The 13,485-nt window shown below is 60.5% G+C and carries 13 protein-coding genes; 11 read left to right on the top strand and 2 right to left on the bottom strand.

What is annotated here, in order from left to right:
- The first annotated feature begins 21 nt into the window (after positions 1-21).
- The 4 genes from ACR0J5_RS07835 to ACR0J5_RS07820 all read left to right on the top strand — a co-directional run bounded on the left by ACR0J5_RS07835 (position 22) and on the right by ACR0J5_RS07820 (position 4,724).
- On the top strand, positions 22-1,344 hold the full coding sequence (locus tag ACR0J5_RS07835) for a PQQ-like beta-propeller repeat protein (RefSeq protein WP_480652047.1): 1,323 nt from the start codon (positions 22-24) through the stop codon (positions 1,342-1,344).
- Between the two features lie 48 nt (positions 1,345-1,392).
- Positions 1,393-2,856, top strand: coding sequence for a ribosome biogenesis GTPase Der (der, locus tag ACR0J5_RS07830; RefSeq protein WP_480652045.1), 1,464 nt, complete (start codon positions 1,393-1,395; stop codon positions 2,854-2,856).
- Between the two features lie 164 nt (positions 2,857-3,020).
- The gene (locus ACR0J5_RS07825) at positions 3,021-4,007 is read left to right on the top strand and encodes a fatty acid desaturase (protein WP_480652042.1); all 987 of its coding nucleotides are present in this window, start codon (positions 3,021-3,023) and stop codon (positions 4,005-4,007) included.
- 66 nt (positions 4,008-4,073) lie between these two features.
- Positions 4,074-4,724, top strand: a complete 651-nt coding sequence (locus tag ACR0J5_RS07820; protein ID WP_480652040.1) for a helix-hairpin-helix domain-containing protein — start codon at positions 4,074-4,076, stop codon at positions 4,722-4,724.
- A gap of 53 nt (positions 4,725-4,777) precedes the next feature.
- Here ACR0J5_RS07820 and serS read toward each other — a convergent pair whose 3' ends face one another.
- Together serS and ACR0J5_RS07810 are read right to left on the bottom strand one after the other, a co-directional pair.
- Positions 4,778-6,070, bottom strand: a complete 1,293-nt coding sequence (serS, locus tag ACR0J5_RS07815; protein ID WP_480652038.1) for a serine--tRNA ligase — start codon at positions 6,068-6,070, stop codon at positions 4,778-4,780.
- Positions 6,071-6,142: 72 nt separating this feature from the next.
- Positions 6,143-7,807 (bottom strand): mechanosensitive ion channel family protein, encoded by a 1,665-nt coding sequence (locus ACR0J5_RS07810; protein WP_480652036.1) that lies wholly within the window; start codon positions 7,805-7,807, stop codon positions 6,143-6,145.
- A gap of 204 nt (positions 7,808-8,011) precedes the next feature.
- Between ACR0J5_RS07810 and yajC the strand changes: the two genes are divergently transcribed.
- The 7 genes from yajC (at position 8,012) to ccmB (ending at position 13,478) form a co-directional block, all read left to right on the top strand.
- Positions 8,012-8,299 (top strand): preprotein translocase subunit YajC, encoded by a 288-nt coding sequence (yajC, locus tag ACR0J5_RS07805; protein ID WP_170325331.1) that lies wholly within the window; start codon positions 8,012-8,014, stop codon positions 8,297-8,299.
- 33 nt (positions 8,300-8,332) lie between these two features.
- Positions 8,333-9,994, top strand: coding sequence for a protein translocase subunit SecD (gene secD, locus ACR0J5_RS07800; RefSeq protein ID WP_480652034.1), 1,662 nt, complete (start codon positions 8,333-8,335; stop codon positions 9,992-9,994).
- Between the two features lie 2 nt (positions 9,995-9,996).
- Positions 9,997-10,965, top strand: a complete 969-nt coding sequence (gene secF / locus ACR0J5_RS07795; protein WP_480652032.1) for a protein translocase subunit SecF — start codon at positions 9,997-9,999, stop codon at positions 10,963-10,965.
- Positions 10,946-11,704 (top strand): TSUP family transporter, encoded by a 759-nt coding sequence (locus ACR0J5_RS07790; RefSeq protein ID WP_480652030.1) that lies wholly within the window; start codon positions 10,946-10,948, stop codon positions 11,702-11,704. Before secF ends, ACR0J5_RS07790 begins: the two co-directional genes overlap by 20 nt.
- Positions 11,705-11,712: 8 nt before the next feature.
- Complete coding sequence (locus ACR0J5_RS07785) at positions 11,713-12,066, top strand: Mth938-like domain-containing protein (RefSeq protein ID WP_480652028.1); 354 nt, start codon at positions 11,713-11,715, stop codon at positions 12,064-12,066.
- Between the two features lie 144 nt (positions 12,067-12,210).
- On the top strand, positions 12,211-12,825 hold the full coding sequence (gene ccmA / locus ACR0J5_RS07780) for a heme ABC exporter ATP-binding protein CcmA (RefSeq protein ID WP_480652026.1): 615 nt from the start codon (positions 12,211-12,213) through the stop codon (positions 12,823-12,825).
- The gene (gene ccmB / locus ACR0J5_RS07775; RefSeq protein ID WP_480652024.1) at positions 12,822-13,478 is read left to right on the top strand and encodes a heme exporter protein CcmB; all 657 of its coding nucleotides are present in this window, start codon (positions 12,822-12,824) and stop codon (positions 13,476-13,478) included. The genes ccmA and ccmB overlap by 4 nt, the downstream gene beginning before the upstream one ends.
- Positions 13,479-13,485: the final 7 nt, after the last annotated feature.

The following is a 13,485-nucleotide window of genomic DNA, read 5'->3' as shown; positions in this document are numbered from 1 at the left end:
GACAGGCGAGTTCAGAGCATCATGGTGACAAGTCTTTTCTCACGCATAGGATTGTCGGTCGCGACCCTTTCGCTCACGGTGCTGGCGGCCTGCGAAGAGCCCGAGATCATCCTGCCCGGTCTGCGTGAAGACATCCGCCCCGCGTCGGACAACGAAGCGGTTGTGACACAGGGCTCGAAACCCATCAGCCTGCCGGCGCAGAGCGCGAATGCCACCTGGTCGCAAAGCGCGGGAACGCCCGCCTATCGCACCACCAACGCAGCGCTGCGCGCGGCACCTCAGCGCGTCTGGTCAGCCTCGATCGGTGAGGGGGATTCACGCAAGAAGCGCATCACGGCAGAACCTGTTGTGGGCGGTGGCCTGATCTATACGCTGGACGCGGGTGCCACTGTTTCGGCGGTAAACCCACAAGGGCAGGTGGTCTGGAGCACGGACCTGATCCCGCCCAATGACGGCGACACGGACGCAACCGGCGGCGGGCTCGCCTATGCCAATGGCGCGCTTTATGTGTCGTCCGGGTTTGGCCGCCTGACCGCTTTGGATGCCACATCCGGCGGGATCAGATGGCAAAAGCGCCTGAATGCCACCGGCAGCGGCGCGCCTTTGGTCAATGACGGGTTGCTGTATCTGGTCGCGGGCGATGAAACCGGCTGGGCGGTGAACACCAAGGATGGCCGGATCGCTTGGCAAATTCAGGGCACGCCGAGCGTAGGCAATGTTCTGGGCGCTCCGGCGCCGGTGATTGCATCGGAATTTGCAGTGTTTGCTTTCGGATCCGGCGACGTTGCTGCAACTTTCCGCAAGGGCGGCATTCGCCGCTGGAACGCATCCGTGGCCGGTGGCCGCCGGGGTCGCGCCGCCGCGCAGATCGTGGACGTGACCGGCGGGCCGATGGTGGTGGGCGACACAATCTATATCGGCAACCACTCGGGCCGCACGGTCGCATTCGATTCAAACTCTGGCGAGCGGATCTGGACTGCGGGCGAAGGTGCCGTGGATACGGTCTGGCCTGCGGGTGACAGCCTGTTCCTGATCAGCGACCGCAGCCAGCTGGTGCGGCTTAGCCGGGCGGATGGGTCGGTAATCTGGGCGCAGGACCTTCCGGGTTTTGTGAAAGACAAACCCAGACGCCGTGGTCCGATCGTGGCCCATTACGGCCCGATCCTTGCGGGCGGTCGCATTGTCGTCGCCTCAAATGACGGGTTCCTGCGGTTCTTCAACCCGGTCGATGGCACGCTGGTCAATCAGATCGAAGTCCCCGGCGGTGCCACCACGGCTCCGGTTGTGGCGGGTCAGACGCTGTACGTGGTGTCGACCAAAGGTGATTTGCACGCTTTCCGTTGACCGCAAGATGCGCTAAAGGGCGCGTCTGAGTCTTGAAAGTTGAGTATCATGTCGCTGACCCTCGCCATCGTGGGGCGCCCGAATGTGGGCAAATCCACCCTGTTCAACCGCCTTGTGGGCAAACGTCTGGCGCTGGTCGACGACCAGCCCGGCGTGACGCGCGACCTGCGCGAGGGCGAAGGGCGGTTGGCCGATCTGCGGTTTACCGTTATCGATACGGCGGGTCTTGAGGACGCAACCGACGACAGCCTGCAGGGCCGCATGCGCCGTTTGACCGAACGTGCTGTGGACATGGCCGATGTGTGCCTGTTCATGATCGACGCGCGGGTGGGGGTAACCCCGACTGATGAGCTTTTCGCCGACATCCTGCGCAAACGGTCCAAGCATGTGATCCTAGCGGCCAACAAGGCCGAAGGCAGCGCCGCCGATGCCGGTGTGCTTGAGGCGTATAATCTGGGTCTTGGCGAACCCGTGCGCCTGTCGGGTGAGCATGGCGAGGGGATGACGGATCTGTATGCGCAACTGATGCCTCTGGCGGACGCGGCGGCAGAGAAAGCCGAAGAAGAAGCCCCCGAGACGGATATTGAACTGGATGAGGATGGCGAGGGCGAAACCCCTCTGATCACCGCAGCCAAGCCATTGCAGGTGGCCGTTGTTGGGCGTCCGAATGCGGGGAAATCCACGCTGATCAACAAGATCATGGGCGAGGACCGCCTGCTGACCGGCCCCGAGGCCGGGATCACCCGCGATGCGATCAGTCTGCGGATCGATTGGGCCGACCCGGATGGTGACAGCACACCGATGCGGATTTTCGACACGGCGGGCATGCGGAAAAAGGCCAAGGTGCAGGAAAAGCTGGAAAAGCTCTCCGTATCGGACGGCTTGCGTGCGGTGAAATTTGCCGAGGTTGTGGTGGTTCTGCTGGATGCAGCCATTCCGTTTGAGCAGCAGGACCTGCGCATTGCCGATCTGGCCGAGCGTGAAGGCCGCGCCGTGGTTGTTGCCGTGAACAAGTGGGACATCGAGGAAGACAAGCAGGAAAAGCTGCGCGATCTGAAAGAATCCTTTGAGCGTCTGCTGCCGCAACTGCGCGGCGCGCCGCTGATCACGGTATCGGCCAAAACCGGTCGCGGGCTGGAGCGTCTGCGCGCCGCAATCCTGCGGGCTCATGATGTCTGGAACCGCCGCGTGCCGACGGCTGCCCTGAACCGCTGGCTGACCGCGATGCTGGAACAGCACCCACCGCCAGCGCCGCAGGGCCGCCGGATCAAGCTGCGTTATATGACTCAGGCCAAGACCCGCCCGCCGGGATTTGTGGTCATGTGTTCGCATCCTGACAAGATGCCGGAAAGCTATAACCGCTATCTGGTCAACGGTCTGCGCGAAGATTTCGACATGCCCGGTACCCCCATTCGCCTGACATTGCGCGGGCAGGGCGACAAGAACCCCTATAAGGGACGGCGCAAGAAAAACGCCGGTGCCTTGGCCAAACATCTGAAGGGTCGCGCGTAACTGCGCCAATTTTCAGCATTTTCAACCGAAGGGCGTGACAGCCCCGTCGTCGCAGGCTAGCATTCGCTTGCGCGCATGTGTTTTCGTGCGCGCTGCTTGAATATCAGCGATATGCAAATAGTTTCATTGTGAAATTGACTTGGCCAAGCGTAGGGACAGGCTGAATGAATTTGCGGGAATATACACGACAATACGCGGTGCAGGACAATCGGCTGGCTGCACTCAGCTATTTTGGCACCTTCGCCGTCTATTTTGCCTCGCTTGCGCTGGCCATCGCAAATGCGGACCGGTGGTATGTGATGATCCCGGCCGGGATCGTTTTCGCCTTTTCCGCTGTGCGGCTTTACGTGCTGCAGCATGATTGCGGTCACCATTCTCTGTTTGAAACGCGCGAACAAAATGAATGGGCGGGCCACGGGCTTTCACCTTTCACCTTTGCGCCGTTTGAGGTGATGAAGCAGAACCACAACCTGCACCACGCGGGGATCGGCAATCTTGAGCATCGCGAAACCGGTGAAATCCACACCATGACCCTGCGCGAATGGAATCAGGCGGATTGGAAAACACGCCTGTTCTACCGCCTCTACCGCAACCCGTTCATACTGGTGCCCGTGGGGGCCTTGTTTACCTATTTCATCCGCTACCGCTGGCCCAAGAACACGATGCGGTTCGGGGTATGGGGGGTTGTGCTGCACAATCTCTCGATCGTGGTCTTTCTTGGGTTGCTGTACCTGATCGCGGGTGCAACGGGCATTCTGGTCTGGTTGGTGTTTTCGCTGCTGGGCGGGATGCTGGGTGTCTTCCTTGTCTACTTGCAGCATAATTTTGAGGACACCTATTGGGATCGCCGCCCTGACCTTGATCCGCAACTGGCGGCGTTGCAGGGGTCCTCGGCGCTGGATTTCGGGTGGTGGTTTGACAATGCCGTGGCCTGCATCACCTTGCATGACATTCATCACTTCAATGCCCGTATCCCGTCTTACCGGCTGCGGGCCTGCCACTATAACCTGCCACCGGAATACACGCCGCGCCGGATCAAGTTCCCCGAGGCGGTGGCGGCGCTGAACCTCAAGCTGTGGGATGAGGACGCCAAGCGGCTTGTTCCTTTCCCCGCAAAGGGCGGAACAGGAACGGTGGCGCAGGGGACGTAAACGGGTTGTGGGTGTGTATATCCTTGGTATATACAGGGCCGTGCAGGGAGACAGAAAGGACAACGAATGACCGCAGTGACAGAAGTTAAGGGCGTAGGTGAGGCGATGGCGCAAGCGCTTAGCGCCAACGGTTTCAAGACCGCCGAAGCCATAGCCAAGGCCAGCCCCGCAGACCTGATCAAGGTCCCCCGAATTGGGGCGGCGCGGGCTCCGCTTCTGATTGCTGCTGCGAAAGAGGCGATTGCCGCCAAACCGGCTGCCACCAAGCGGGCTGCGGCCAAACCCGCCGCTGCAAAACCCGCTGCGGCCAAACCGGCGGCCAAAAAACCTGCTGCGGCCAAACCCGCAACCCGCCGAGCACCGGCCCGCAAACCGGCCACGCGCCGGGCTGCACCGCGCAAAACAGTCGCTGCCGCAGCCGCCGAGAAACGCGCCGAAGAGGCCGCGCGCAAAGCTGCCGAGGAAAAAGCAGCAGCCGAAGCTGCCGAAGCAAAGGCCCGCAAAAAGGCCAAAGCCAAGGCCAAGGCCGAAAAGGCCGCCAAAAAGCGGCAAGAGATGGAGGCCGTGTTCTCAAAGGCCAAGGATAAGGTGAAAGCCAAGTCCAAAAAGGACAAAAAGTCCAAGAAGGACGACAAGAAAAAAGACGACGCAAAGTCTGATAAGAAAAAAGACAAGAACAAGGACAAGAAGAAAGACAAGAAAAAGGCGAAGAAGTAAGCCTTCCTCGCCTTTGAATGTTTGAAACCGGCGGCTTTGGCGCGCCGGTTTTCTTATGCCAGCGTGCCGTCCTGCTGCAGGGTCAGCTTGCCGCCCAGATAGGGGCCAAGTACCTCGGGAAGGGTAACGGTGCCATCGGCGTTCTGGCCGTTTTCCAGCACCGCAATCAGGCAACGCCCAACGGCCAGACCTGAGCCGTTCAGGGTGTGAACATATTCCGGCTTACCACCGCCCTCGGGACGGAACCGCGCATTCATGCGGCGGGCCTGAAAATCCCCACAGGTCGAGACCGAGCTGATCTCACGATAGGTGTTCTGACCGGGCAGCCAGGCTTCGATGTCATAGGTGCGGCGCGCGCCAAACCCCATGTCACCAGTGCACAGGATCACGGTGCGATAAGGCACGCCCAGTTTCTCCAAAATCCCCTCGGCGCAGCGCAGCATGCGTTTCTGTTCCGCGTCCGAATTGTCGGGATGCGTGACCGAGACCATCTCGACCTTTTCGAACTGGTGCTGACGCAGCATGCCACGGGTGTCTTTACCCGCGCTGCCCGCCTCGGACCGGAAGCACAGCGAATGCGCGGTATAGCGGCGGGGCAGATAGCTTTCGTCGATCAGCGTGTCGTTGACGATGTTGGTCAGCGAGACCTCGGAGGTTGGGATCAGCCACCAGCCTTCGCGGGTCTGATAGCTGTCTTCGCCGAATTTCGGCAGTTGGCCGGTGCCCTGCATCATCTCGGACAGAACCAGAACCGGGCCGTTGACTTCGGTCAGGTCGTTTTCGTTGATATGCGTGTCCAGCATGAACTGCGCCAGCGCGCGGTGGATGCGCGCAACGCCGCCGGACAGCAGCACAAAGCGCGAGCCAGAGAGTTTGGCTGCTGTTTCAAAGTCCATGCCATCCTGAACAGCTTGGATTTCAAAATGCTCTTTCGGAGCAAAGTCGAGTTCACGCGGGGTGCCCCAGCGGTTGACCTCGACATTGTCGTTTTCATCCGCGCCTTCGGGCACATCGTCTGCGGGCAGGTTGGCGATGCGGATCAGTTGGTCCGCAAGCAGGGCGTCCAGATCCTTGGCCTCGGTCTGCATGCGGGCAACTTCGGCCTTTTTCTCGGCGACCAATGCGCGCAGGCGCTCAAACTCGGCCTCATCACCGCGCGCTTTGGCGGCGCCCACCTCTTTGCTGGCCTTGTTCTGTTCGGCCTGCGCGGTTTCGGCGGCCAGGATCTTGGCACGGCGGCTTTCGTCCAGCCTCAGTACATCTGACGACACCGGCGCGTCTCCACGGCGCGCAAGGGCGGCGTCGAAGGCGGCTGGGTTTTCGCGAATGGCGCGGATGTCGTGCATGGTTCAGATCCTTAAATGCGTGAATCACTGAACCCGCTTATGCACCATCTAACTGGCAGGTTGTAGCACCGCTTACGCTTTATCCATGTCCCCGTGTGTTTCATGCGCCAGATGGCCATCCCAATCCTCGGTCGGGATTTTCGGCTCGGGCGGGTCGGCCATGTAGGATGGCGTCATGATCTGAACACCGTTTTCGTTGAACACCGCCACGATATTGCGATGCAGATCCGAGCGGATCTTGGGGATGATACTGCCGCGCGTGGTGTAGCCGTTGATCTGGTAGTTGATCGCGTAATCGGCCAAAGCGGTCCACAAAACAAAGGGTTCCGGCTTGGCCTTGATGCCCTTGGTGCGATCTGCGGCCTCGATCAGCATGGCCTCGATCTTTTTGGGCGGTTCTTCATAGCCAATGCCGACGGTGGTGTGCAGCAACAGCCCGCTGCCATCGGTTTTCTTGGAAAAATTCACCACGTCCGAGTTCATCAACTGCGCATTGGGGATCGAGATCAGCTCGTTCTTGATGGATTTCAGATGGGTCTCCATCAGCTTGATCTGCACAACGTCACCGATGTGATCCCCGATCTGAATACGGTCCCCGATCGAGGTAGAGCGGCGGTAGATCACGAACAGACCCGCCAGCATGTTCGACACGACCGAGTTCGCGCCCAGCGACAGCATGGCGCCCACCAGAATGGTCAGCCCCTGAAACGCGGCCGAATCCGATCCGGGGATGTAGGGGACGGCAAAGACCAGCGCGATCAGGATGACAACGACACGCGCGATGTTGAAGGTTGGGTTGACCCAGTGTTTTTCGAAATCGCCCAGATCAAACGACCCTGCCTCGACCGCATCAAAGAACACGCGCATGCCCCGGATGATATACAGCGTGACCCAGGTGATCAGCCCCAGCATGATCATGTTCGGGATATAGCTGAGGATGCCCCGGAAGATGACCAGAACTGGTTCTGTCAGGTAGGTCAGCAGCAGCTGCGCGAAATAGCGCGTCTCGGCAAAAGCCAGCAGAACGAAGGACAGGTTGTAGTAGAAGCCCAGAAAGAACACCACCAACAGCACGAAATTCAGACCATAGCGGACCAAAGCGGCAATCGCCTCGGCCTGAACGCTTTTGGCGGTGGCGGTTTCCACGTCTTTCAGATGGCGGGTGACGAATTCCAGCGTTTTGCGCCTGATCCGACGGTGCAGCCACAAGATGGCAAAGATGAAGACAGCAAAGCCCAGCGTCCAGGCGCCGGCCTCGATTGCGCCGGACACGCGTGCCTGGTCGGTTCGGTTGGCGCGGTATGAGAGGATCGCGGTTTCAATCGCCCGACCATGCAGAAAACTGAGAACGTCCAGCTCCATCTGCTCAAGCTCGGCATCGGCCTCGGTGACGACAGAGACCGAGGTGCCATCCACCAGAATGCGCGTGCCCAGATCGATGTCTTCGTAGGTGACGACCACCTCTGATGCTTCCGACGCTTCAGCGACGTCAATGATCGCGGTCTGAACCGTCTCGGCGCGTTCCGAAGCGGGCAGGGCAGTTGAACCGCGCAGGAAAAACAACATGTCGCCGTCTACGATGACTGGCGCTCTAAAAACTTCCGAGTTGGCGATCTCGGGTTGCTCCAGTTCTGTCGGTGCCTCTTGCGCCGCCAACGGCAGGGATAGAAAGGCAAAGACGATACCCGCGCGCAGCATATGCACCACAAGATGGAAGGGGTTGAAGTTTCTTGTCATTTGGCCTCCTTACCCCAGAGTACAGCCAACGCAACAGATGTTTCTAGGACATATCTGCAACGCTGACGAACATCCTTGCTGCACGATGGGGTCTGTCACAACATTCCGGTGCCGCCTTTGCTTGCAAACGGCGGGTTCAAGGCATAGGTTCTCGCCAAATTTGCGGAGCCCTTTCGCAAAACACCAAACCAAAAGGAATGTCCCATGGAAGGTGGCGCAATCGCCCAGTTTCTCCCGCTGATCCTGATCTTTGCGATCATGTATTTCCTGCTGATCCGTCCGCAGCAGAAGAAGATGAAGGAACATCAGGCCATGGTCGAGGCCGTGCGCCGGGGCGATCAGGTGGTCACCCAGGGGGGTCTGATCGGCAAAGTGTCGAAGGTCAAGGAAGGCGAGAACGAGATCGAGGTCGAACTGGCCGAGAACGTCAAGGTTCGTGTGGTCAAGTCGACCATCGCTCAGGTGCTGAACAAGACCGAACCGGCGAAGTAACTTCGCGCGACACTTCGTTGAAAAGGCAGGGTAATGCTGCAAATTGATACCTGGAAGCGGGTTCTGATCTGGCTGGTCTGTGTGACGGGCCTGCTGATGGCCCTGCCGAATGCGTTCTATACGCGCGTCGAGCAATCCAACGACGCCAAAGCCGCGATTGAGCTTGGCGTCGACACTCCCGAGATGCAGGCCGAAGCGGCGCAATGGCCCAACTGGCTGCCGTCTTCGCTGGTCAATCTTGGCCTCGATCTGCGCGGCGGCGCACATCTGCTGGCCGAGGTGAAGGTTCAGGACGTCTACGAATCCCGCATGGATGCCATGTGGCCCGAGATCCGCGACGCGCTGCGTGATGAGCGCGCGACCGTGGGCACGATCCGCCGTCAGGACTCGGCCCCCGATGAGATTCGCGTTCGCATCAGCCAGCCCGAGGGCATGCCCCGCGCGCTGGAGGTTGTGCGCGGTCTGGCCCGTCAGGTGCAAACCCTGACCGGGGTCGGGGCCACCGACATTGAGGCCCGCGCCGAGGGCGACACCATCGTCGTGCAACTGTCCGAGGCGGAAAAGCTGGCCTCAGACGACCGCACCGTGCGTCAGTCACTGGAAATCATCCGCCGCCGGATCGATGAGGTCGGAACGCGTGAGCCGACCATTCAACGTCAGGGTGCCGACCGTATCCTGATTCAGGTACCGGGCATCGGCAGTGCAGGTGAACTGAAAGAGATCATCGGCACCACCGCGCAGCTGACATTCAACCCCGTCGGTGGCCGCACCACGGACCCGGATACCGCGCCGGGCATCGGACAAGAGGTCGTGCCGTCAATCGATGAAGAGGGTGTGTATTACATCATCGATTCCGCGCCCGTCGTCACGGGTGAAGAGCTGGTGGACGCGCAACCCTCGTTCGATCAGAGCGGGCGTCCGGCGGTCAGCTTCCGGTTCAACACCTCTGGCGCGCGCAAATTCGGTGACTACACGCTTGAAAATATTGGCGCGCCCTTTGCCATCGTTCTGGATGATGAGGTGATCTCGGCCCCCGTGATCCAAAGTCATATCCCGGGCGGATCGGGCATCATCACCGGCAATTTCACGGTTGAGGAGAGCACCAATCTGGCTGTTCTGCTGCGCGCAGGGGCCCTGCCTGCGGGGCTGGAATTCCTCGAAGAACGCACCATCGGACCCGAGTTGGGACAGGACAGCATCGACGCGGGTAAAATCGCCACCATCGTGGCCTTTGTCGCGGTGCTCAGCTTCATGGCGCTCAGCTATGGTTTGTTCGGGGTGTTCGCCAATATCGCGCTGATCATGAACGTGGGGCTTCTGTTTGGCCTGCTCTCGCTGATCGGGGCCACGCTGACCCTGCCGGGTATTGCGGGGATCGTTCTGACGGTGGGTATGGCGGTGGACGCGAACGTGCTGATCTTTGAACGTATCCGCGAGGAACTGAAATCCGCCAGAGGGCCAGCGCGTGCGATTGAGCTGGGCTATGAAAAGGCGCTGTCGGCTATCGTCGACGCCAACGTCACCACCTTCATCACCGCCGTGATCCTGTTTGCCATGGGCAGCGGTCCGGTGCGCGGCTTTGCGATCACGCTGGGTCTGGGCATCCTGACCTCGGCCTTCACCGCGATCTTCGTCACACGCCTGATGGTTGTGATGTGGTTCGAACGCCGCCGTCCGAAAACGATCGAGGTTTGATCATGAGACTGAAACTTGTCCCCCAGAACACCTCGTTCGATTTCTTCAGCCGCTGGAAGGTCTGGCTGGGTATCTCCGGCCTGATGATGGTGATTGCCTTCACGTCCTTCATGTTGCAGGGCCTGAACTTTGGCATCGATTTCCGGGGCGGGACCACCATCCGGACCCAATCCGCGCAAGAGATCGACATCGGCGTCTACCGCGACGCCATCGCTCCGCTAGAGCTGGGCGATGTCACGATCACCGAGATTTTCGATCCCACCTTTGGCGAAGATGAAAACGTCGCCATGATCCGCATTCAGGCGCAGGCCGATGCCGAGGCAGTCGAAGCCGCGACCATTACCGCAGTCGAAGCCGCCTTGCAGGGCGTGGTGCCGGACATTCAATTCGTGTCCGTGGAATCTGTAGGCCCCAAAGTGTCAGGGGAGTTGATCCAGACAGCGGTCATCGCCGTGGCCTTGGCTATCGGTGCGGTGCTTGTCTATATCTGGCTGCGGTTCGAATGGCAGTTTGCGCTGGGGGCGGTTGCGGCCCTTGTGCATGACGTGATTCTGACCATCGGCATCTTCTCGGAACTGCAAATCCGCTTCGATCTGGCCATCATCGCGGCCTTGCTGACTATCGTGGGCTATTCGCTGAACGACACGGTGGTTGTCTTCGACCGGGTGCGCGAGAACCTGCGGAAGTACAAAAAGAAGGACCTGAAAGAGGTTCTGAACATCTCGATCAATGAAACCCTCAGCCGGACGGTTATGACCTCGGTCACCACGCTGCTGGCGCTGATCTCGCTCTATGTTCTGGGCGGGGATGTGATCCGCGGCTTCGTCTTCGCGATGATCTGGGGCGTGATCGTGGGGACCTATTCGTCGGTCTTTGTGGCCTCGACCATCCTGTTGTGGCTTGGGGTCAAGCGCGACTGGTCCAAGCCGTCGAACACGTCGGGCAATCAGTTTGCCAATATCGACGCCTGAGTTATTCGGCCAGTCCCCCACGGGGCTGGCCGTTATCCTTTTCGCGGCCTTTCTTGGCGGAGTGGTGCGCGGCTTCTCGGGCTTTGGTACCGCGCTGATATTTCTGCCCATCGCGACACCCTATCTCGGGCCCTTCGGTGCGTTGATCGGCCTGACCATCATGGACATATTCGGCCCGCTGCCGAACCTGCGCAGAGCTTGGCGTGCCGTGGACAGGGGGGACCTGACCCGGCTGGCCATCGGATGCGGGGTCATGCTGCCGGTCGGGCTATGGCTGCTGACAATGGTGCAGCCCGAAGTGTTCCGTTACGCGGTCAGCCTATTGGCGATCTTCATGCTGGCCGTGCTGATCCTTGGTCTGCGCTATCACGGCCATGTCGGTCGCGCGATGGTTGCGGGTATCGGGGCGGCGGCCGGGTTTCTGGGTGGTGTCGCGGGCCTGCCGGGACCGGCGGTGATCCTGTTCTATATGTCGCGGCCTCTGCCGGTCGAAACGATCCGCGCCACGATCCTGCTGTTCCTGTTCGTATTCGATTTCCTTCTTCTTGGTTACCTAACGGGTATGGGCCGAGTTACCTGGCCCGCAGTTGCGCTGGGTTTGGCGCTTGCACTTCCGAATCTGTTGGGCAACTGGATCGGCGGCTGGCTGTTCCGGCCCGAGTACGAGCGGCTCTATCGCGGCGCAGCCTATCTGGCGATTGCGGTTGCGGCCTTGTCGGGCCTGCCCCTTTGGGGCTAGAAAACCCCATGCGCCTGAATGAAATCTCATACAACAACTCCGCCCCGGTCGACGGCTATGGCCCCGGCTTTTTCCGCATTGGTGGGCAGGTCTATCACGGACCCGTCCTGACCGGCCCCGCCGGAACATCGGATTGGGGCGGATATGCTGACACCGCCCCTTTGCTGGCTCTGTCGGATGCGGTGGATGTCCTGTTTATCGGCACCGGTGAGGCAATTGGGCATATCCCCGCCGACCTGCGCACCGCGCTCGAAGGGGCAGGGCTGGGGGTGGAAATCATGAACTCCCCGGCCGCCTGTCGTACCTATAACGTGTTGCTTTCCGAAGGCCGCCGCGTCGCGCTTGCCCTGATCCCTGTCTAAAGGATCCTCTTCATCTGTCCAAAAATATCCCGGGGAGCGCGAGGGGCTGGCCCCTCGCTCCCTCACTATCCAAGTGAACAACACCAAACACCCTGCGGCAAATCTCGCCTTTTGCCCCTGACAGCAATCAGATAAGCGGGTCCCATGACTTTGACTGTGACCGATCTGGCCATCACCCGGGGTGGCGTTCCCGTCCTTGAGGGCCTGAGCTTTACGCTGCATCCGGGCAAGGCACTGATCCTGCGCGGGCCCAACGGGATTGGCAAAACCACCTTGCTGCGGACTTTGGCCGGGCTTCAGCCGCCCATGACCGGGCAGATCGAAGGGGCCGAGGATCAGATCGCCTATGCCTCTCATTCCGACGGGTTGAAGCCCACGCTTACGGTGGTTGAAAACCTGAGCTTCTGGGCCTCGGTCTTTGGCACACAGGGCATTCAACCCGCGCTGGACGCTTTTGCCCTGAATGATCTGGCCGACCGCCATGCGGGCAACCTGTCGGCAGGGCAGAAACGGCGGCTGGGGCTGGCGCGGATGCTGGTGACGGGGCGACCGATCTGGATGCTGGACGAACCCACCGTTTCGCTGGACAAAAACGCCGTGCAGATGTTTGCCGACGCGGTGCGCGCCCATCTGGGGCAGGGCGGGTCAGCCCTGATCGCCACCCATATTGACCTTGGTCTGGATGGCGAGGTGCTGGACGTGGGGCCCAACAAGGCCAAACCCAAACCTATCGAAGATTTCGACGGAGGCTTCCTGTGATCGCCCTTTTGATGCGGGACCTGAAACTGGCCCTCCGCGCAGGCGGGGGCTTTGGCCTTGGGCTGGCGTTCTTTCTGATCGTCACCGTGCTGGTGCCCTTTTCCGTGGGGCCGCAATCCTCACTGCTGTCGACCATTGCACCGGGTATCCTGTGGCTGGGCGCGCTGCTGGCCTGCCTATTGTCGCTGGACCGCCTGCTGGCGCTGGATTGGGAGGATGGCTCGCTGGACTTGTTAGCCACCGCGCCTTTGCCGTTGGAGGCTGTGGTCTCGGTCAAGGCGCTGGCCCATTGGCTGACCACCGGCCTACCTCTGGTTCTGGCCGCGCCGTTCCTTGGCGTGCTGCTGAACCTGCCGGTGCCGGGGTTTTTCTGGCTGGTGATCTCGCTGCTGATCGGCACCCCGGCGATGAGCGTCATCGGCACATTCGGTGCCGCCCTGACCGTCGGCTTGAAACGCGGCGGCTTGCTGCTATCGCTGCTGGTCCTACCGCTTTATGTCCCCACGCTGATCTTCGGTGCCGAAGTGGCCCGCCGTGGCGCCACGGGGATGGAGACTCAGACCCCGCTGCTCATGCTGGCTGGGATCACTGCTGCGACAATTGCATTACTGCCTTTTGCCAGCGCCGCCGTTTTACGCATCAACCTTCGGTGACGTGCTC

The sequence above is a fragment of the Ruegeria sp. BE1 genome (genome assembly GCF_056538885.1).
This window is presented reverse-complemented; position numbering and strand designations above follow the sequence as displayed.